19 protein-coding genes and 1 pseudogene are annotated in these 19,407 nt (G+C 64.6%); 15 read left to right on the top strand and 5 right to left on the bottom strand.

Annotation, left to right across the window (positions count from 1 at the left end; translation table 11 throughout):
- Positions 1 to 4: 4 nt before the first annotated feature.
- Positions 5 to 829 carry a substrate-binding periplasmic protein gene (locus tag AC3Z8Y_RS06550; protein ID WP_490088964.1) on the bottom strand — a complete coding sequence of 275 codons (825 nt, stop codon included), beginning with the start codon at positions 827 to 829 and terminating at the stop codon, positions 5 to 7.
- Positions 830 to 1,011: 182 nt separating this feature from the next.
- Here AC3Z8Y_RS06550 and AC3Z8Y_RS06545 point away from each other — a divergent pair, with 182 nt between their 5' ends.
- The 3 genes from AC3Z8Y_RS06545 (at position 1,012) to AC3Z8Y_RS06535 (ending at position 2,216) form a co-directional block, all read left to right on the top strand.
- Positions 1,012 to 1,569, top strand: a complete 558-nt coding sequence (locus tag AC3Z8Y_RS06545) for a 3'-5' exonuclease (protein ID WP_490088963.1) — start codon at positions 1,012 to 1,014, stop codon at positions 1,567 to 1,569.
- 63 nt (positions 1,570 to 1,632) lie between these two features.
- Positions 1,633 to 1,914 (top strand): pyrimidine/purine nucleoside phosphorylase, encoded by a 282-nt coding sequence (gene ppnP, locus AC3Z8Y_RS06540; RefSeq protein WP_490088962.1) that lies wholly within the window; start codon positions 1,633 to 1,635, stop codon positions 1,912 to 1,914.
- Positions 1,915 to 2,033: 119 nt separating this feature from the next.
- Positions 2,034 to 2,216: a PA1571 family protein gene (locus AC3Z8Y_RS06535; protein ID WP_490088961.1), complete on the top strand. Its 183-nt coding sequence runs from the start codon at positions 2,034 to 2,036 to the stop codon at positions 2,214 to 2,216.
- 8 nt (positions 2,217 to 2,224) lie between these two features.
- Here the strand turns inward: AC3Z8Y_RS06535 and pdxB are convergent, their stop codons facing one another.
- The 3 genes from pdxB to rlmM are packed head-to-tail and all read right to left on the bottom strand — an operon-like array spanning position 2,225 to position 4,790.
- The gene (gene pdxB / locus AC3Z8Y_RS06530) at positions 2,225 to 3,421 is read right to left on the bottom strand and encodes a 4-phosphoerythronate dehydrogenase PdxB (protein WP_490088960.1); all 1,197 of its coding nucleotides are present in this window, start codon (positions 3,419 to 3,421) and stop codon (positions 2,225 to 2,227) included.
- A 17-nt stretch (positions 3,422 to 3,438) separates the two neighbouring features.
- Positions 3,439 to 3,693 carry a sulfurtransferase TusA gene (gene tusA / locus AC3Z8Y_RS06525; RefSeq protein ID WP_490088959.1) on the bottom strand — a complete coding sequence of 85 codons (255 nt, stop codon included), beginning with the start codon at positions 3,691 to 3,693 and terminating at the stop codon, positions 3,439 to 3,441.
- 41 nt (positions 3,694 to 3,734) lie between these two features.
- Positions 3,735 to 4,790, bottom strand: a complete 1,056-nt coding sequence (rlmM, locus tag AC3Z8Y_RS06520) for a 23S rRNA (cytidine(2498)-2'-O)-methyltransferase RlmM (RefSeq protein ID WP_490088958.1) — start codon at positions 4,788 to 4,790, stop codon at positions 3,735 to 3,737.
- Between the two features lie 234 nt (positions 4,791 to 5,024).
- On the opposite strand from rlmM, the gene acnA reads away from it, so the two are divergent.
- The 3 genes from acnA (at position 5,025) to AC3Z8Y_RS06505 (ending at position 10,219) form a co-directional block, all read left to right on the top strand.
- Positions 5,025 to 7,763 carry an aconitate hydratase AcnA gene (gene acnA, locus AC3Z8Y_RS06515; protein WP_490088957.1) on the top strand — a complete coding sequence of 913 codons (2,739 nt, stop codon included), beginning with the start codon at positions 5,025 to 5,027 and terminating at the stop codon, positions 7,761 to 7,763.
- Positions 7,764 to 7,907: 144 nt separating this feature from the next.
- On the top strand, positions 7,908 to 8,597 hold the full coding sequence (locus tag AC3Z8Y_RS06510; protein ID WP_490088956.1) for an RHS repeat-associated core domain-containing protein: 690 nt from the start codon (positions 7,908 to 7,910) through the stop codon (positions 8,595 to 8,597).
- A gap of 56 nt (positions 8,598 to 8,653) precedes the next feature.
- Positions 8,654 to 10,219 carry a methyl-accepting chemotaxis protein gene (locus AC3Z8Y_RS06505; RefSeq protein WP_490088955.1) on the top strand — a complete coding sequence of 522 codons (1,566 nt, stop codon included), beginning with the start codon at positions 8,654 to 8,656 and terminating at the stop codon, positions 10,217 to 10,219.
- A gap of 6 nt (positions 10,220 to 10,225) precedes the next feature.
- Here the strand turns inward: AC3Z8Y_RS06505 and AC3Z8Y_RS06500 are convergent, their stop codons facing one another.
- Positions 10,226 to 10,885 carry an alpha/beta family hydrolase gene (locus AC3Z8Y_RS06500; protein ID WP_490088954.1) on the bottom strand — a complete coding sequence of 220 codons (660 nt, stop codon included), beginning with the start codon at positions 10,883 to 10,885 and terminating at the stop codon, positions 10,226 to 10,228.
- A 197-nt stretch (positions 10,886 to 11,082) separates the two neighbouring features.
- On the opposite strand from AC3Z8Y_RS06500, the pseudogene ccoN reads away from it, so the two are divergent.
- The 9 genes and pseudogenes from ccoN (at position 11,083) to AC3Z8Y_RS06455 (ending at position 19,335) form a co-directional block, all read left to right on the top strand.
- A pseudogene (ccoN, locus tag AC3Z8Y_RS06495) lies at positions 11,083 to 12,524 on the top strand (cytochrome-c oxidase, cbb3-type subunit I).
- Entirely contained in the window at positions 12,521 to 13,129 is a 609-nt protein-coding gene (gene ccoO / locus AC3Z8Y_RS06490; RefSeq protein ID WP_490088953.1) for a cytochrome-c oxidase, cbb3-type subunit II, read from the top strand. The pseudogene ccoN and the gene ccoO overlap by 4 nt, the downstream one beginning before the upstream one ends.
- A 4-nt stretch (positions 13,130 to 13,133) precedes the next feature.
- Complete coding sequence (locus AC3Z8Y_RS06485) at positions 13,134 to 13,301, top strand: cbb3-type cytochrome oxidase subunit 3 (protein WP_490088952.1); 168 nt, start codon at positions 13,134 to 13,136, stop codon at positions 13,299 to 13,301.
- Complete coding sequence (gene ccoP / locus AC3Z8Y_RS06480) at positions 13,294 to 14,208, top strand: cytochrome-c oxidase, cbb3-type subunit III (protein WP_490088951.1); 915 nt, start codon at positions 13,294 to 13,296, stop codon at positions 14,206 to 14,208. The genes AC3Z8Y_RS06485 and ccoP overlap by 8 nt, the downstream gene beginning before the upstream one ends.
- Complete coding sequence (locus AC3Z8Y_RS06475; RefSeq protein ID WP_490088950.1) at positions 14,205 to 15,530, top strand: 4Fe-4S dicluster domain-containing protein; 1,326 nt, start codon at positions 14,205 to 14,207, stop codon at positions 15,528 to 15,530. The genes ccoP and AC3Z8Y_RS06475 overlap by 4 nt, the downstream gene beginning before the upstream one ends.
- The gene (locus tag AC3Z8Y_RS06470; RefSeq protein ID WP_490088949.1) at positions 15,527 to 16,063 is read left to right on the top strand and encodes a FixH family protein; all 537 of its coding nucleotides are present in this window, start codon (positions 15,527 to 15,529) and stop codon (positions 16,061 to 16,063) included. The genes AC3Z8Y_RS06475 and AC3Z8Y_RS06470 overlap by 4 nt, the downstream gene beginning before the upstream one ends.
- On the top strand, positions 16,060 to 18,501 hold the full coding sequence (locus tag AC3Z8Y_RS06465; RefSeq protein WP_490088948.1) for a heavy metal translocating P-type ATPase: 2,442 nt from the start codon (positions 16,060 to 16,062) through the stop codon (positions 18,499 to 18,501). The genes AC3Z8Y_RS06470 and AC3Z8Y_RS06465 overlap by 4 nt, the downstream gene beginning before the upstream one ends.
- The gene (gene ccoS / locus AC3Z8Y_RS06460) at positions 18,498 to 18,650 is read left to right on the top strand and encodes a cbb3-type cytochrome oxidase assembly protein CcoS (protein ID WP_490088947.1); all 153 of its coding nucleotides are present in this window, start codon (positions 18,498 to 18,500) and stop codon (positions 18,648 to 18,650) included. Before AC3Z8Y_RS06465 ends, ccoS begins: the two co-directional genes overlap by 4 nt.
- A complete protein-coding gene (locus AC3Z8Y_RS06455) occupies positions 18,643 to 19,335 on the top strand; it encodes a sulfite exporter TauE/SafE family protein (RefSeq protein ID WP_490088946.1) in 693 nt (230 codons plus the stop codon). Before ccoS ends, AC3Z8Y_RS06455 begins: the two co-directional genes overlap by 8 nt.
- Positions 19,336 to 19,407: the final 72 nt, after the last annotated feature.

The raw sequence follows: 19,407 nt of genomic DNA, 5'->3' as shown, positions 1-19,407 counted from the left end.
GCCGCTACGGCACCCGGTGTTCGATTACCGCGGTGCCGTCTACCCGAGGCAGCACGTCCACGTTGTACGGGGCGAACAGCCGCTTCATTTCGCCACTGGCATGCAACTGCTCCAGATAGCCCGCCAGCTCGTCGCCGGTGATCGGGCCGTTCGGCCTCAACAGCGCATAGTGATGGTAGATCTGGTCCGTGCGCTGGGACACCAGCAGCGAAGCCTTGAGCTCAGGGTATTTGTCGAAGAAGCCGGTGAGGTAGGAGCGGGTCACCAGTGCGATATCGGCACGGTTGCGCGCGACCATCAACAGATTGCTGTCGTGGGAGTACGTCAGGGTCGCCCGATAATGGCTGACCAGGTACTCCGGCTCGGCATTGAAACCGGCGAACGCATAGTGATAGCCGCTGTACAGGGCCATCCGCTTGTTGGCCAGGCTCGCGAAATACCGATCGTCGCGGCCGTCCATACGTCGGCCCACGAACACTTCGGCGTCCTCCAGGCCCATGTCCACGGCAACATGGGGCGTACCCTCCCAACCCCATCGAGGGTTCTCGAAAATGGCCATGTCCACGCGCCCCTGGCGCAGGTCCTGAAACCTGCGCGGCAGCGATGTAGGCACCAATGTGAACAGGTAGCGGCCTTGCACACGGTTCAGGGCCGCCACCAGGTCGGGCAGCAAGCCCGTGTCGGCCCCGCTTTCGGGATGGACGGTGTAGGGCGGAAAGTGCGCGGCGGCGACTTTCACAACGTCCTGTGCCTGGGCTGCCGAGCCTGCGCAAAAAGCGGCGAACCAAGTCGCGAACGCGAGTGCGGCCCGCGAGGGCGTGAAGAACAAGGCGGGCGCTCCAACTGGATAATCGACATAAGCTAGGCGTTTTCACCCGCACAAACAACTTCGGGCCTCGTTCATCGCCTGGATTGTGGCTTATCACTGCGTGGGCCACCATTGAGCGCGGGTATCGGAACCTTCCCGGCTTGGCTAGGCTCTAGCCTTGGACGCTATTCAAGGGGCCACATATGCCGCATTGGCTGGTCATTGACCTGGAAGCCACCACCGACGAGGGTGGCTGGCCGGTCGAGGAAATGGAAATCATCGAGATCGGCGCCTGCCTGGTCGACCGCGACGGCCGCGAACTGGACCACTTCCAGCGGTTCGTTCGCCCACAACGCAGGCCCTTGCTCACGTCCTTTTGCCGGGAACTGACGCATATCAGCCAGGCCGATATCGACGGGGCCCAACCCCTGCCGCAGGTATGGGCACAATTCGAGCGCTGGTTGGGCCACGTGCCCGCACCGTTGGCAGGCTGGGCGAGTTGGGGAGACTACGACCGGCAGCAATTTGTGCTGGCCTGGCGCGAATACAACCTGGCCAGCCTGCTTGCCAACGTGCCCCATGTGAACCTCAAGCAGCGCTTTGCCAAGGCCCGCCAGCTTCCCCGCCCTACCGGGCTTAACGGCGCGCTGCAGTTGGCCGGCCTGCAGTTCCAGGGCAGCCAGCATCGCGCGCTCGAAGATGCACGCAATACGGCTCGCCTGCTGCCTCTGGCGTTACCCGAACAGTACAAAAGCGGATGACGCCCCCGGCTCGCTTGGGCATACTGGCACACCGTTTTCAGACCCAAGCGAGAGGATCGCCCCATGTTCAAGGTCAACGAGTACTTCGACGGCACCGTGAAATCCATTGCCTTCGAAACCGCTGAAGGTCCGGCCACCATCGGCGTGATGGCAACGGGCGAATATGAATTTGGCACGGCGCAACGGGAAATCATGCATGTGGTGTCCGGCGCGCTTACCGTAAAGCTGCCTGACCGCGACGAATGGGAAACCTTCGAGGCAGGCAGCCAGTTCAATGTGCCGGCCAATAGCAAATTCCAGCTCAAGGTCGCCAGCGAAACCGCCTATCTTTGCGAATATCGCTGATTCCCCTTAGGGGAACTCACGCGCAGGGTAAAAGTCTGCTGCCTGGGCTGGCGTGTAACCGGAGGGTCACGCAGCCGGCCCAGTGTATTCAGACCGCCTACGCCTATGAGGACCTGCGCATGAACCCACAACACGCCGCCGAAATTTCTCCCGTTCAACAACCGCTGCCTGAACATCACCGGGTAGGTGGCGCCATCATCGATGAGGCCGGTCGGGAAATCCCGATCACCGAGGGTATGGTGCGCGAAGCGTGCCAGGCGCTGGAAAGTGAGCGCAGGCAGGAAGCTCAGGCGGCGGGCTGAGGCTCCATTCAGCCCTGCAGTCCATTCCCGGGCTGCGCGCCCGGTGCCACAGAACAATCACAGCCCTCCAGCTTTGCGCCCAGGGCCTCTACATACTGGCGCAGCAGCGGCGCCTCGCCGTCGATCCGTACGCTTAGCCCGTTGATTTCCCGCCGCGGTGGGTAGGCCTTGCGCAAGGCATCGAACCCAGCACGCTGGCGTGCCGGGTCGTCGCTGAGGCTACGCCGGAAAGCCGCATCGTCGCTGCGGGGGTCGTACACCGCTCGGCACAGCATCGCCAGCGTCCAGGCCGGGTCCGCGAGACCATCAAGCGTAACGCTCGCCAGCGCTGGTGGAGGCAGCAATGCCTCCAGAGACACCTCTGCTACCACGCCTTGCCACACACATAGCGCCTGATAGATGGCCGCCGTACCGCGCTGGCGCCCTTCCAGGCTGTAACCGGCAATGTGAGGCGTAGCCAGTACACACAGGTCTGCCAGGGCCAGATCCACGGCGGGCTCCTGTTCCCATACATCCAGCACGGCCTGAAGGTCGTCACGGGCCAGCAATACGTTTTTCAGCGCTTCGTTGCCGACCACGGGGCCCCGCGCCGCATTGATCAGCCACGTGCCCGGGCGCAGTCGCTCAAGGCGTTCACGATCGAACAGGTGCCAGGTGGGGTATGGCCCGGTTCGCGTCAACGGGGTGTGCAGGCTGATCACGTCGCATTGCTCGATGATTTCTTCCAGGCTGCAATAATCGCCGCCTTCCGCGGCTTGCCGGGGCGGATCACACACCCGCACATCCCAGCCCAGCCCCCGCAACACCGCGGCCAGCCGGCCGCCCACCTGCCCGGCACCAACGATACCGTAGCGCCGCTCGGGCAGTGCCACGCCGTCCAGCTCGGCCAGGGTAAACAGGCTGCCAAGCACGTAGTCCACCACGCCACGGGCGTTGCAGCCTGGCGCGCTGGCCCAGTGGATGCCTGCGGCTTCGAGCCATGGAAGGTCCAGGTGGTCGGTACCGATGGTGCAGGTGCCCACAAAGCGGACCTTGCTGCCTTCGAGTAACGCCTGATTGACCTGCGTAACCGAGCGCACCAGCAGCACATCGGCATCGCGAACGGCCTCGGCGCTGAGCGTGCGCCCAGGCAACCGGCGGATTTCACCAAAGCCCTGGAAGAAGGCATCGACCAGGGGAATGTTTTCGTCTGCCACGATCAGCATGGGGGGCCTATGGGCGCTTACTGCGCCTTCTTGCGAATCCAGTAGAGGTAGGTGCCGGCCGATTCTTCTTGGCCAACCAGTTCGTGTTCGAGAAAAGCACAGAATTTGGGAATGTCACGGCGGGTAGACGGGTCCGTGGCAATGACTTTGAGCAGCCCGCCCGCAGGCAGGTCGCGCACGTGCTGGTGCAGCATCATTACAGGTTCCGGGCAATTGAGGCCGGTGGCGTCCAGCACAGCGTCCACGTTCAGATGTTCAAGGGCTTCGGGCATGGGCTACTTCTCCAGACAAGCCAGGTAGTGAGAAAGGCGTATCAGCGATCGAGCCGGCGCAGGTGGCAGGTGACTTCCTCGCGGTCGTGGTACAGCTGCTTGCAGCCGATGGCCACATTTATACGCCGGGCCTTGAAGCCTTCCCTGATCCGCTCCAGCAACCGGCGCACTTCGGCGTACCGTTGCTTCATCGGCAGTTTGAGGTTCACCACCGCCTCGCGGCAATGCCCCTCTCCCAGCCAGGTTTCCAGCAATGCCGCGTTGCGGGCAGGCTTCTCTACGATGTCGCACACCATCCAGTCCACGGGTGGCCGCGGTGCGTAAGTAAAGCCGTCTGCCATCAGATGACGCACCAGCCCGGTGTCCATCAGGCTCTGTGCCATGGGGCCGTTGTCTACGGCCGTAACGAGCATCCCGCGGTTCACCAACTGCCAGGTCCAGCCGCCTGGGGCCGCGCCCAGGTCAACGGCAGTCATGTCGCTGTGCAAACGCTCGTCCCATTGGTCGCGGGGAATGAAATGGTGCCAGGCCTCTTCGAGCTTGAGCGTAGAGCGGCTGGGCGCCTCGCGCGGGAACTTCAGGCGCGGGATGCCCATGGGCCACATCGCGCTGTTCTGCTCGTCGGCCACGCCTACGAACACCTGGCGCCCGCTAATGAAAGTGAGCAGCAACCGGGCGCCTGGCGGGCCAGACCGCAGCTTTCCGGCCTTCTCCAGCGCCTTGCGCAGCGGCGCTTCGAACTTGCGGCAGAACGTGGACAGCTCCTTGCCGTCGTTGGTGTCCAGCACTTCGAGCCACAGGCTGCTGAAAGCGGGGTAATCCTTCAGTGCCTCGAGCAATACGCTGATACGGTCGGTTTCCGGCAGTGCCACGTACTGGCCGCGCGCCCATTGGCGAGGGAAGATCAGCTCGCTGAAGCGCAACTGCGCCATGAAGCGCGCCGGGCCGTCGGCATCGGTACAGATGAATTCGGCGCAGGCACTGGCCGGCTTCGCGCGGGCGTAGCCGGGTACATTCAGGGTGGCCGCGTGTTCGCTGACTTCGGCACACACCTCGCCCTCGAAACCGGGGCGGCAGTGGAACAGCAAGGTATTCATCTACACTCCGCAGGTCACGCCGTTCGGGTAGCCCCTGCATTGATCGAGGGGTGGCGTAACAAACCGCGGATGATAGCGCAGCCGCGCCCGCCGTGGGCCGTTGGGTTGCTACCGTTCGAGCGCTGCGCAATTCCCATGGCAAACGCATGGGAACCCCCGAGCCGCCGGGAAAGTCCAGTGCAAAGAAGCTCAGCCAATGGCCCGTGCCGTGCGGGCCGTCAGGAGACCCTTTACATGCCCTCCCTCGATAGCCTGAAAACCCTGCAGACCCTCAAGGTCGGCGACCGTGAATATCACTATTTCAGCTTGCCCGCCGCCGCCGCGCAGCTGGGCGACCTTCAAAAGCTGCCCATGTCCCTCAAGGTGCTGCTCGAAAACCTGTTGCGCTGGGAGGATGGCGCCACTGTCACCTCGGCCGACCTGCACGCGCTGGCCGACTGGCTTAAAGAACGCCGCTCGGACCGCGAAATCCAGTATCGCCCGGCGCGGGTACTGATGCAGGACTTCACCGGCGTGCCCGCCGTGGTGGACCTGGCTGCCATGCGGGCGGCCGTGGCCAAGGCCGGCGCCGACCCGCAGCGCATCAACCCGCTGTCTCCGGTAGACCTGGTAATCGACCATTCGGTGATGGTAGACCGCTACGGCAACGCCGAGGCGTTCGGCGAAAACGTCGACATCGAAATGGAGCGCAACGGCGAGCGTTACGCCTTCCTGCGCTGGGGCCAGAGCGCGTTCCACAACTTCAGCGTGGTACCGCCGGGCACCGGGATATGCCACCAGGTGAACCTGGAGTACCTCGGGCGCACCGTGTGGACCCGCGAAGAAGACGGCCGCACCTATGCCTTCCCGGACACGCTGGTGGGCACCGACTCCCACACCACTATGATCAACGGCCTGGGCGTGCTCGGTTGGGGCGTGGGCGGTATCGAGGCCGAAGCCGCCATGCTGGGCCAACCGGTGTCCATGCTGATCCCCGAGGTGGTGGGCTTCAAGCTTACCGGCAAGCTGCGCGAGGGCATCACCGCCACCGACCTGGTGCTGACCGTGACCCAGATGCTGCGCAAGAAAGGCGTGGTGGGCAAGTTCGTGGAATTCTACGGTGACGGGCTGGCCGATCTGCCGCTGGCAGACCGCGCCACCATCGCCAACATGGCGCCCGAGTACGGCGCTACCTGCGGGTTCTTCCCGGTGGACGACATTACCCTGGGCTACCTGCGTTTGTCCGGTCGCCCCGAGGAAACTGTGCAACTGGTGGAGGCTTACTGCAAGGCGCAAGGCCTGTGGCGCCTGCCGGGCGAGGAACCGGTGTTCAGCGCTCAGCTTGAGTTAGACATGAATGAAGTGGAATCCAGCCTCGCCGGGCCCAAACGGCCTCAGGACCGGGTGCCGCTGGGCAAGGTGAGCCAAGCCTTCAATGACTTCATCGGGCTGCAGCTCAAGCCCGCCGACAAGGAGGAAGGCCGGCTGGAAAGCGAGGGCGGTGGCGGCGTGGCCGTGGGCAATGCCGACCAGGCAGGCGAAGCTGAATACAGCGACGGCACGAACACCTATGCCCTGAAGCACGGCGCGGTGGTGATCGCGGCCATTACCTCCTGCACCAACACTTCGAACCCCAGCGTGATGATGGCGGCCGGTTTGCTGGCCAAAAAGGCCGTGGAAAAAGGCCTGAACCGCAAGCCCTGGGTGAAAACCTCACTGGCGCCCGGTTCCAAGGTAGTGACCGATTACTACAAGGCCGCTGGCTTGCTGACCTACCTGGAACAGTTGGGCTTCGATCTGGTGGGCTACGGCTGCACAACCTGCATCGGCAACTCCGGCCCGCTGGACGCGCCCATCGAGAAGGCCATTCAGCAGGCTGACCTTACCGTGGCCTCGGTACTGTCCGGCAATCGCAACTTCGAAGGCCGGGTACACCCGCTGGTGAAAACCAACTGGCTGGCCTCCCCTCCCCTGGTGGTTGCCTATGCCTTGGCAGGCAATGTGCGGATCGACATTGCCAGCGAGCCCTTGGGCACCACCCCAGACGGCAAACCGGTGTACCTGCGCGACATCTGGCCCAGCCAGAAGGAAATCGCCGAGGCCGTGGCCAAGGTAAACACTGCCATGTTCCACAAGGAATACGCCGAAGTGTTCGCCGGTGACGCCCAGTGGCAAGCCATCGAAGTGCCGCAAGCGGCGACCTACGTGTGGCAGGAGGATTCCACCTATATCCAGCACCCGCCTTTCTTCGAAGACATCGCCGGCCCGCTGCCAGTGATCGCGGACGTGAACGGCGCCTACGCCCTGGCGGTGCTGGGCGACTCGGTGACCACCGACCACATTTCCCCTGCCGGCAACATCAAGGCCGACAGCCCCGCTGGGCGTTACCTGCGGGAAAAAGGCGTGGAGCCCAAGGACTTCAACTCTTATGGTTCCCGGCGCGGCAACCACGAAGTGATGATGCGCGGCACCTTCGCCAATATCCGCATCCGCAACGAAATGCTGGGTGGCGAGGAAGGCGGCAATACCATTCACATCCCGACCGGCGAGAAGTTGGCCATCTACGACGCGGCCATGCGCTACCAGGCCGCTGGTAATCCCTTGGTGATTCTCGCCGGCCAGGAGTATGGCACTGGCTCCAGCCGCGACTGGGCCGCAAAAGGCACCAACCTGCTGGGCGTGAAGGCGGTGATTGCCGAGAGCTTCGAACGCATTCACCGCTCCAACCTGGTGGGCATGGGCGTGCTGCCGCTGCAGTTCCTGTCGGAGCAAAGCCGCAAGACGCTGGGCCTTACTGGCCGCGAACGCTTCGACATCCTCGGCCTCACCGGCGCCACCCTCGCCCCGCGCATGCACCTTACCCTGCGCATCACCCGCACCACGGGTGAGCAAGCCGATGTGGAAGTGCTGTGCCGGATCGATACCCTCAACGAGGTGGAATACTTCAAGGCCGGAGGGATTCTGCACTATGTGCTGCGGCAGTTGATTGCCTGACCTATCCCGGGCCGCCGCCGGGTAGTCGGCGAAAGCCCGGGAATGGACTGCTACCAGGGTGCCTTTTGCGCTCTACCTGGCTGTTTGTCAGCTGTTGCGGGTACGTATTGTTTGCTGGGATAGAACATCTTCCGGAGAGATGCCATGACCTGCATAACACTGACTATCACCGACTTGCCTGGCTCTGTGCTTGCGCGGCACGGGTACCCGCAACGTTTCGCCTATACCCCCTTCGGCGGGCTGCCCGCCCGAATCGTTGGCGCCTCGGCTTATCACGGCTTGTGGCTGGAGAATGGTTATTACCTGCCAGGTAACGGCTACAGAGCCTATTCGCCGCAACTGCTGCGGTTTTACGCACCGGACAGTTGGAGCCCGTTCAGAGAGGGAGGGATGAATGCCTATGCTTATTGCCGAGGAGAACCTATTAATCATGCAGATCATACGGGGCATGCGCCCTTTAACATCTGGCGCAAACTGCTAGGCATTCTCCGGGGCAAGCATAAACAGAGACTGACCAGTTCAAGCAGCCAGGAATCAATTATTTCCGGGATCGCCAATCCTAACCTTGTCGATTCTCAATTAGTGGCCACAGCGCCTTCACCTAAGCGGCCTGCTAACCCTCTGCCACTGCCAAGCCGGGAGCCACTCGGGCACCTCCGTAAAAAACGCGATGTAGTTGCGCCACCAGTACTACCCAAAGAGCCGATCAACCACCTCAGCCAAAAACAAGCGCAGTCGTCTGAAACAACCACTCATATTCGAATGCGCAGGCGTTCAGACGACACCGTCGAATGGGAATTCGAGCCGGGGGTATGGACACCCGTTAAACGCTAAGGTTTTAGCGCCAGCCGCCGACACCCTGCCAAAGCACTCAGCGGAACCCGCCACCCATGCGCAATAATCAGCCCATCACCCAGCGTGAACGTACCTTCCCGGCCCATCAGCGGTTGATCTCCACTACTGATACCAAGGGGATGATCAACTATTGCAACGATGCGTTCGTCGAGATCAGCGGGTACGGGCGCGAGGAGTTGATCCGCGCGCCGCATAACCTGGTGCGTCACCCCGACGTGCCGTCGGCGGTGTTCGAGCACATGTGGCAAACCCTCAAGAGCGGGCGGCCATGGATGGGCATCGTGAAGAACCGCTGCAAGAACGGCGACTTCTACTGGGTTAACGCTTATGTCACGCCAGTACTCGAGAACAGCCAGGTGGTGGGCTATGAATCCGTGCGGGTGAAGCCGACGGCCGAGCAGATCCGCCGCGCCCAGGCACTGTATGCGCGCCTGAACGCGGGCAAGCCGGCAGTGGCTGCCGTTGACCGCTGGGCGCCGGTGGTGCGGGACTGGCTGCCCTTCATTCTGGTGAGCCAGATCGGCTTTTTGATTGGTTTGTGGCTGAACACTGGCTGGGGCTTCGCATTGGCTGCTGCGCTGTCGGTCCCGCTTGGGTTGCTGGGCTTGAGCTGGCAGCAGCGTGGCCTCAAGCGCCTGTTGCAACTGGCCGAGCAAACCACGTCCGACCCGCTGATCGCGCAGATGTACACCGACAGCCGTGGCGTTCAGGGGCAGCTGGAGATGTCCATGCTGAGCCAGGAAGCTCGCCTTAAAACCTGCCTCACCCGCTTGCAGGACACCGCCGAGCACCTCAAAGGCCAGGCTCGGGAAGCCGATAGCCTGGCGCACGAAAGCTCCGAAGGCCTTGACCGGCAGAAGGCCGAAACCGAGCAAGTGGCCGCCGCCGTCAACCAGATGGCCGCCACCACCCAGGAAGTGGCCAACCATGTGCAACGTACCGCCGACGCGACCCAGCAGGCCAACCAGCTCACCAGCCGTGGCCGTGACATAGCCGGGGAAACCCGCGAAGCCATCGAGCGCCTGTCGGCCTCGGTGGGTGAAACCGGGCAGACCGTGACCCGCCTGGCCAAGGACAGTGACGAGATCGGTGGCGTGGTGGACGTGATCAAGGGCATCGCCGACCAGACCAACCTGCTGGCCCTCAACGCCGCCATCGAAGCCGCCCGCGCGGGCGAAATGGGCCGCGGGTTCGCCGTAGTAGCTGACGAAGTGCGCCAGCTCGCGCAGCGCACCACCGAATCCACCGGGCAGATCCACAGCCTGATCGCCAAGCTGCAACACACCGCCACGGCCGCCGTGCAAACCATGGAAGCCGGCCATCGCCAGGCACAGGAAGGCGTGGCGCGAGTAATGGAAGCCGACCAGGCCTTGGTGGGCATCAGCGAAGCGGTGGCCAACATCACCGACATGGCCACGCAGATCGCCGCCGCGACCGAGGAGCAGAGCTCTGTGGCCGAGGAAGTGAGCCGCAACATCACCACCATCGCCGAGCTGGCCGACCAGACCTCCGGCAAGGCCCAGAGCACCGCGCTGCTGAGCGAAGCCCTGACCCAGACTGCGGCAAGCCAGTACTCGCTGGTGGAGCGGTTCAACCGGTAACTGGCACTACAAAAACGCGTAAATCCGGTCCGCTGCGGCCTCCAGGTGTTGCTCATGGGTAAACCCGGAGCTTTTCAGCGGCTTGAGGTCGTGGTCCGCAGCGGGTAGCCAGTACAGTTCGATGGCGGGCGAAAGCGTATAGCCCTCTACCGTAGCGCGGTTACCCAAAGCGTCGCGTTCGCCCTGGAGAATCAGCGTGGGTACCTGCAACTCTGCCAGGTGCTCGGTACGCGGCTTTTCCGGCTTGCCTGCCGCATAGAACGGATAACCCAGGCACACCAGAGCGTCGGCGCCCAACTCGTTGGCCAGCAAACTGGCCATGCGCCCGCCCATGGATTTCCCGCCAATGGCCAGCCGCCCGGGCACTTGGGTGCGCGCCAGTGCGTACACTTCGCGCCACTTTTCGAGCAAGCGTACCTGCGGGTTGGGTGGCCGCTTGCCGCCGTCCGCGCGGCGCTGGGCCATATAGGGAAACTCGAACCGCAACACATCGATGCCGCCCTTGGCCAGCAAGCTCGCCATGGTATTCATGAACGCGCTGTCCATGGGCGCCCCCGCGCCGTGAGCCAGGATCAGGCACGTGCGCTCGTCCTCGCTGGCCGCCCCCGTAGCGCCGTCCCACAACCAACCGTTATCGCGGACCCGCTCCGCCCATTCATCGCTCACGCTTGGTTCCTCCCCAGGCAAAGCCCGACTGTGCCCGAAGCGGGCAGAAAGTGCCATGTGACCGTCCCCGGCTGCGCCGGTCGCACAGGGTTGGAAACCCATGGTGATGGCTTGACCGAGACCGCCGGTCGCATTGCACAGCGAAGCGGCTTCCCCCACACTGCGGCCCGCTGCCCGAGACCGACAGTGGACCTGACATGAGCACAGCACCGCCCAGCGCGGCCTATAACTACCGGGTGGTACGCCAGTTCACCGTGGCGACCGTGGCCTGGGGCATTCTCGGCATGGCAGTGGGCGTGCTGATCGCCGCCCAGTTGGTGTGGCCCGCGCTGAACCTCGACCTCCCCTGGACCACGTTCGGCCGCTTGCGCCCGTTGCACACCAACCTGGTGATTTTCGCCTTCGGTGGCTGCGCGCTGTTCGGCACCTCGTTGTACGTGGTGCAACGCACCTGCCAGGCCAGGCTGATTTCCGACGGCCTCGCCCAGTTCGTATTCTGGGGATGGCAGGCGGTACTGATCGCTGCGGCGGTAACCTTGCCGCTGGGGTACACCACCAGCAAGGAATACGCCGAACTCGAATGGCCCGTCGCCCTCTTGCTGGCGGTGGTATGGGCCGCCTACGCCTGGCTGTTTTTCGGCACCCTCCGGGCGCGCAAGGTCCGGCATATCTATGTGGCCAACTGGTTCTATGGCGCGTTCATCGTGGTGATGCTCATCCTCCATGTGATCAACCACCTGTCGTTGCCCGTGAGCCTGTTCAAGTCTTACCCGGTGTATGCCGGCGCGACCGATGCCATGGTGCAGTGGTGGTACGGCCACAACGCCGTGGGCTTTTTTCTCACCACGGGCTTTCTGGGGATGATGTATTACTTCGTGCCCAAGCAGGCCAATCGGCCGGTGTATTCGTATCGGCTGTCCATCGTGCACTTCTGGGCGCTGATCACCTTGTACATCTGGGCGGGGCCGCACCACCTGCACTACACCGCCCTGCCCGATTGGGCGCAAGCCTGGGCATGGTGATGTCGGTGATCCTGCTGGTGCCCAGCTGGGGCGGCATGATCAACGGCATGATGACCCTCGCGGGAGCCTGGGACAGGCTGCGCACCGATCCGATCTTGCGGTTTCTGGTGGTGGCGCTGGCCTTTTACGGGATGTCCACCTTCGAAGGGCCGATGATGGCCATCAAGACGGTGAACGCGTTCACTCACTACACCGACTGGACCATCGGCCATGTGCACGCCGGCGCGCTGGGCTGGGTGGCGATGATTACCATTGGCGCCACCTACCATATGGCGCCTCGGGTATTCGGCCGCCCCGCCATGCACAGCATCACGGCCATCCATGCACACTTCTGGCTGGCCACCGTGGGCACGGTGCTTTATGTGACAGCGATGTGGACCAACGGCCTGGCCCAGGGCCTGATGTGGCGAGCGGTGCTGGACGACGGCACCCTGGCCTACAGCTTCGTGCAGACGGTGGTGGCAAGCCGAAGCGGGTATGTGGTGCGCCTGCTCGGCGGAGCGTGCTTCGCCAGCGGCATGCTGGTAATGGCCTGGAACCTCTGGCGAACCGTTCGCGCCGGCGACCCGGCGCAGGCCGAGCACGCAGCGGCCCTGCCCGAAGGGGCCACGCGTTGAACCACGCCCGCCTCGAAAAAAATATAGGCCTGATGGCGCTGATGATGGTGCTGGCGATCAGTGTGGGCGGCCTTACGCAAATTGTGCCGCTGTTTTTCCAGGACGTGACCACCAAGCCTTTGGCGGATATGCGCCCGCGCAGTGCGCTGGAGGTGGAAGGCCGCGACGTGTTCATCGCCAACGGCTGCGTGGGCTGCCATTCCCAGATGATCCGCCCCTTGCGCGCGGAAACCGAACGCTACGGCCATTATTCCCTCGCCGGTGAAAGCGCCTGGGACCACCCCTTCCTGTGGGGTTCCAAGCGCACCGGGCCGGACCTTGCCCGCGTGGGCAAGCGTTATTCCGATGCCTGGCACGTGGCCCACCTCATGGACCCGCGCAGCCTGGTGCCCGAATCCGTAATGCCGGCCTACCCCTTCCTGGCGCAAACGCCAGTGGATGCCAGCCATACCGCGCGCAAGCTGCAAACCCTGCGCGCCCTTGGCGTGCCCTATACCGATGCGGAAATTGCCGGGGCCGAGGCAGCGGTGCGGGGCAAGACCGAAATGGACGCCCTGGTGGCCTACCTGCAGGGCTTGGGCACGGCCATCAAGGCGGGGCAGTGACTCCATGGATATTGGCACCCTGCGTGGCCTCGGCACCCTGATCGTACTGCTCGGCTTTGTGGCGCTGTTCAGCTGGGCGTATAGCGGCAAGCGCCGAGCGGCTTTCGACGAAGCCGCTGCGCTGCCCTTCGCGGACGAACCCCACGGCCACGGCGAGCAACGCGATGAGTAGCTTCTGGACCCTGTACATCAGCGTTTTCACCTTGGGCACCCTTGCCGCCCTGGGCCTGCTGTTATGGGCGACGCGCCAAGGCCGGGGTTCGGTGGAGCACGAACGCTTCGATGGCATAGAGGAACAGGACAACCCCCTTCCGCGCTGGTGGCGTTGGCTGTTCATCGCCACTCTGGTGTTCGCCGCCGTGTACCTGGCGCTCTATCCCGGGCTGGGCAGCTGGCGTGGGCTGCTGGGCTGGACAAGTGCCGGGCAGTGGGAAGCGGAACAGGCGCAGGCACGCCAGGCCTATGGCCCGCTGTACGCACGCTTCAAGGCGATGCCAATTGAAGGAATAGCCAAGGACGCAAAGGCAGTGGCCATGGGCGCTCGCCTGTTTGCCAGCAATTGCGCGCTTTGCCATGGCGCCGATGGCAAGGGGGCTTCTGGCTATCCTGACCTCACCGATCGCCTTTGGCGCTGGGGCGCGGACCCTGCGGCCCTCGTTGCCAGCATTGGCCAGGGCCGGATAGGTGTGATGCCGGCGTGGGGCGCCGTGTTGGGTGACCAAGGCACGCGAGACATCGCCGCCTATGTGCTGCAGCTCAATGGCCGCCCAGTGCCCGACGGCGAAGCGGCAAACGCAGCCAATGGCGCAGCACGCTATGCCCAGGCTTGCGTCGCTTGCCATGGCCCCGCCGGCCGCGGCAATCCCGTTGTGGGCGCGCCCGATCTCACCCAGGCTCAGGGGTTTATTTACGGATCGGGCTTCGAAGACGTGCGGCGCAGCATTCACGACGGGCGCCAAGGGCAGATGCCCGCTCAGGCGCAGTTGCTCGGTGATGATCGGGTAAGGGTGCTGGCAGCCTATGTATACAGCCTGGCCCAGCCAGCTCCGCCCCCCTCCAATACCGAGCCCGCGCCATGAACCGCCTGCCGCTGCGGGACATCACGCAAGCTGTGCCCGTGTCGCGCCCGCACAATCGCCTGCCGCGCAGGGTAAATGGCCGTTACACACGCCTGCGCAAGGTAATCGGTGCCTGCCTGACAGCGGTGTTCTTCACCCTCCCCTGGTGGCGCTGGAACGGGGAGCAGGCGGTGTGGCTGAGCCTGGCGGAAGGCCGTTTTAACCTGTTCGGCGCCAGCTTCTGGCCAGAAGACCTGAACCTGCTGGCGGGCACCCTGATCGTGGCTGCGTTCGCGCTGTTCTTCGTCACGGTGATCGCTGGCCGGGTGTGGTGCGGCTATGCGTGCCCGCAAACCGTATGGGCCGCGATATTCACGTGGTGCGAGCGCCTGACCGAGCGCGGCCGCCGCTATGGCCGGCACAAGGCCGCGCGCCGAGTGGCCAAACACGTGCTGTGGCTTGGCGTCAGCATCTGGACCGCAGTTACGCTGGTGGCACTGTTCGTGCCCTTGCACACCTTGCTGCCAGGTTTGCTCACCGCAAATCTCGGTGCGCCCACCTTGGGCTGGCTCGGCGGCATTACCCTGGCGACCTACGGCAATGCCGGCTGGCTTCGGGAACATCTGTGCGTTTACCTGTGCCCCTATGCACGCTTCCAGGCCGTGATGTTCGACACCCATACGCCGGTGGTGGCCTACCACCCTGATCGCGTCGATTGTGTGGAATGCACGCTGTGCGTGCAGGTGTGCCCCACCGGCATCGACATTCGCGACGGCTTGCAGATCGCCTGCATCGCCTGCGGCGCGTGCGTGGACGCCTGCGATGGGGTGATGACCAGGATGAATCTTGCGAAAGGTCTGGTGGCTTATCGTGGCGCCGCGCCCCCCGTGTACCCCAAAGGCCCTACACTGGGCCCGCTACGGCGCCCGCTGCTGCGCACGCGGTTGGTGGGCTACGGCCTTGCGCTGATGGCAAGCCTGGCCGTTCTGGCTCAAGGGCTGGCCAGCCGACCGCTGGTGTCGCTCACCGTGAGCAAAGACCGCCTGCTGTACCGGGACCGTGGAGACGGGAACATTGAAAACCTATACAGCCTCGCCCTGATGAACAAGAGCCAGCACGCCCGCGTGTATCGCCTTCGGGCCACGGGCCTCACCGAGTTCGCCTGGCACGGCGTGGCGCAGATGAGCCTGGCACCTGGCGAGCAGCGTACGGCAGCCATCAGCCTGGCCCTGCCCTGCGCCCAGGCCATCGACCAACCGGTAAGCTTCGAAGTCAGCGAGGTGGGCTCCTCAGCGCTCACTGGGGCGCGGGCTGCGAGCCGGTTCACAGGGGCGGTTCGATGAAAAACGCTACCAGCCGCTGGTATCGCCACCGCTGGCCCTGGTTCATCGCAGCCCTGCTGGGTGGCTCGGTAGCCGGAAGCATTGGCCTACTGGTGCTTGCCATCAACACGCAAGATGCGGTGGTGCATGACCATTACCGCGACGCCGGCAAAGGCGTCGACCGCGAGCTTACCGCAGACCTGCTGGCCCGCAAGCTGGGGCAACGCGCAGAGCTTGAGCTGGACAGCCTGACCGGCGAAGTGCGCCTGCGGCTGCGTGGCGCGAGCAAGCCCGAGCGGCTGGCACTCAACCTTGTTGCGCCTGCGCAGGCAGAGCGGGACCTGCACCTGGGATTGCTGCGTGGCCCGTCCGCCGTCCGAGGTATCACTGAATACCGTGGGCAGTTCGAAGGCCAGGTGACGGGCCGCCGCCTGGTGGAATTGCTGGGCGAGAGCCCCGAAGGCACCTGGCGCATCTATGAACAGGAATGGCTGGTGCCCGACCACCCGGTAACCCTGGGCGATGATGCATTGAGCGGGGCCCTTGCGCCGTGACAGCCGCTGCCCGCCTCGGCGACGCCGCGCCGGTTAGCTGCTTTCATTGCCAGGCGCCAGTGCCAGCGGCCCTACTGGATCGCCACGCCAACGAGCTGCTGGGCAAGCGCCAGGCGTTCTGTTGCCAGGCCTGCCGCTGCGTGGCCGAAAGCATTGTGGAGGCCGGGCTTACGCGATATTACGAGCATCGTGACAAGCCGCCTTCGCCACGCCTCATGCCCTCACCTCACACAGACGAACAGGCCGAGGCGCTTGACGCTGCTGGCGCCATTGAGGGATTCGTCAGCGAGGCGGGTGGCACTGCTCGTATCACCTTGGCGCTCGAAGGGGTGCATTGCGCCGCCTGTGGCTGGCTGATCGAACACTGCCTGCGCCGCATGCCCGGCGTCGAAGCGGCAGAAGTCAATGTGAGTAGCCGGCGCCTGAGCCTTGTATGGCACCCTCACACGTTGCCGCTGAGCCGTGTTTTTAGCCAGCTGCAGCGCATCGGTTACCGCGCCAAGCCGTGGCGTGCCGATGAGGCAGCTGTCACTCATGCCGAGGAAGCGCGGGCTGCCCTCAAACGCTTGGGTGTGGCGGGCATACTCTGGTTTCAGGTGATGATGGCCACGATGGCGACGTGGCCAGAGTTCAACCTGGGGCTCAGCCCGCAATTGCACACCATCTTGCGCTGGGTCGGGCTGTTCCTCACCACACCCATCGTGTTCTACAGCTGCGCGCCCTTCTTCCGCGGCGCTTGCCGCGCGTTGCGGGCCCGGCAAGCAAGCATGGACCTTTCCGTCGCGCTGGCCATCGGCGGGGCCTACTGCGGGGGCATTTACACGGCCGTGACAGGCAAGGGCGAGCTGTATTTCGATACGGTCGGGATGTTCGCGTTCTTTCTACTGGCAGGGCGCTACCTGGAACATCGTGTGCGGGCCCGCGCCGCGCAGGCGGCCGTGGGTTGGGAACAGCAGTTGCCCTCCAGCTGCCTGCGCCTGGCAGCCGAAGGGGTGAGTGAGCGCGTGCTGACGAGCGCGCTTAAGATGGGCGACGAAATCCTGGTACCGCCGGGCGCTACCGTGGCCGCCGATGGCGTCATCGTCGCGGGCCACTCGCGCCTGGACGAAGCCCTGCTCACCGGCGAGTTCAAGCCCTGCGCCCGCGCCCCTGGGGATCCCGTGAACGCCGGGACGGTGAACCTGGATCAGCGGCTACGTGTACGGGTCACGGCAGTGGGCGATCACAGCCAGCTGTCCACGATGGGCAGGCTGCTGGAGCGTGCCCAGGCTCAAAAGCCGGCCCTCGTGCGCCTGGCCGACCGGGCGGCGCGGTGGTTTTTGCTCGCCTCGCTCGGCGCGGCTGCGTTGTTTGGCGGCCTATGGTGGTGGCTGGACCCCGCCCAGGCACCTTGGGTCGTCCTGGCGATGCTGGTGGCTACCTGCCCCTGCGCGCTGTCCCTTGCCACGCCCACCGCGCTCGCCGCCGCACTCGGCACGCTGCAACAACAGGGCGTGCTTGTTACTCGGGGCCATGTGCTGGAAACCCTGAACCGGGTCGATACCCTGCTGCTGGACAAAACCGGCACCCTCACCGAGGGCCGGCCCTGGCTGGTGAGCATTCAGCCGTTGGGGGCTTGCCAGCACAATGAATGCCTGGCCCTGGCCAGTGCGCTGCAGCAGGATTCGGGCCATCTGCTGGCCCGGGCATTTCCACCTACTGCCCTGCTGGCCACTTCCGTGCAGGCGGTGCCGGGCCTGGGGCTTGAAGGTTTGGTCGAGGGCCGGCGGCTGCGCCTGGGCGCGGCGCACTGGGGGAGCGCGCTTTCAGGCAGCACGCAACCCACGCTTCCAGACAGCGAGCGGCAATGGCTTTTGCTGGCCGACACCGAAGGCCCATTGGCCTGGTTCGGCCTCGATGACCACCTTCGCGACGACGCGCCGACGCTGGTGGAATTTGCCCGCCACCGAGGCTGGCACGTGCTGGTGGCCTCCGGCGACAGCTCAGGCGCTGTGGCATCGTTGGGGAAGGCCCTGAACATCGAGACGCATGGAGGGTTGTTACCTGCTCAAAAGCTGCAACTGCTGGAGCGGCTGCACAGCGAAGGAAAAACCGTGCTGGCGCTGGGTGATGGCAGCAATGACGCCCCCTTGCTCGCACAAGCGGACGTTGGGGTTGCGATGGGCCAAGGCACCGACCTGGCTCGGACCAAGGCAGACGCGGTAGTGCTGACCAACCGGCTTGCCGCAGTGGTGAGCACCCTGCACACGGCACGCCGCTGTCGCCGTGTGATCGTGCAAAACCTCGCGTGGGCCGGCGTCTATAACGGGCTGGTGCTGCCGTTCGCGGCCATGGCGCTGGTCACGCCGGCCTGGGCAGCAGCAGGCATGTCGCTGAGTTCGCTGCTGGTGACCCTCAATGCCCTGCGCTTGAGCACGCCCATGAGCCACACCGAATGAGCGCGCTTTACTACCTGATCCCCACCGCACTGTTGATCGTCAGTGCGATCCTGTGGCTGTTCGTGTGGGCAGTGAACAGCGGGCAGTATGACGACCTGGACTCGCCGGCGCGGCGGCTGTTGATGGACGAAGACCCCGCCGATGACTGACCTTGCTTCCATTGTGGCCACGGCCTTCATGCTGGGCTTGCTGGGCAGCGGCCACTGCCTGGGCATGTGCGGCGGGCTGATGGGCGCGCTTGCCACGGCCGCTACGCCTGGCCGGCCGCCCCGGCTCGCCTTGCTGCTGGGCTACAACCTGGGCCGAGTCAGCAGTTATGGCCTGGCCGGGCTGGCCTTTGGTGGCTTTGGCATGGCCGTGGCGCACAGCCCTGCGTTCACCCTGTTGCGCACGCTGGCGGCGCTGCTGTTGATCGCCCTGGGCGCGTACCTCGCTGGTTGGTGGCACGGCGTTACCCGGATAGAAGCGCTGGGCCGTGGGGTATGGCGGTACTTGCGGCCTTTGAGCCAGCGATTATTGCCACCGCGCAGCGTGCCCCAGGCCGTGGCACTGGGTGCGGTGTGGGGCTGGCTACCGTGCGGGCTGGTGTACAGCGCCCTGCTGTGGAGCGCCGCACAGGGAAATCTGCTCAAGAGCGCCTTGGCCATGCTGGCGTTCGGCTTGGGCACCTGCCCGATGATGTTCGTCACGGGCATGGCCAGCCGTACGCTGCTCGCCTGGCTACGGCGCAGGGGCGTGCGCATGGCCGCTGGCGTGCTGGTGATTGCCTTTGGGCTATGGAGCGTGCCGGGGCCGCATCAACACTGGGTGATGGAGCGGGTGAGCCTCGGGTAGGCGTTGCTCCTTGGCGTGCGCTGCACTGTTAGCGCGGATCCTCTAACAGCGGCCGCGCCCGCCCGCCCTGCC

The sequence above is a fragment of the Pseudomonas sp. 3MAES_34.3B genome (genome assembly GCF_058145875.1).
This window is presented reverse-complemented; position numbering and strand designations above follow the sequence as displayed.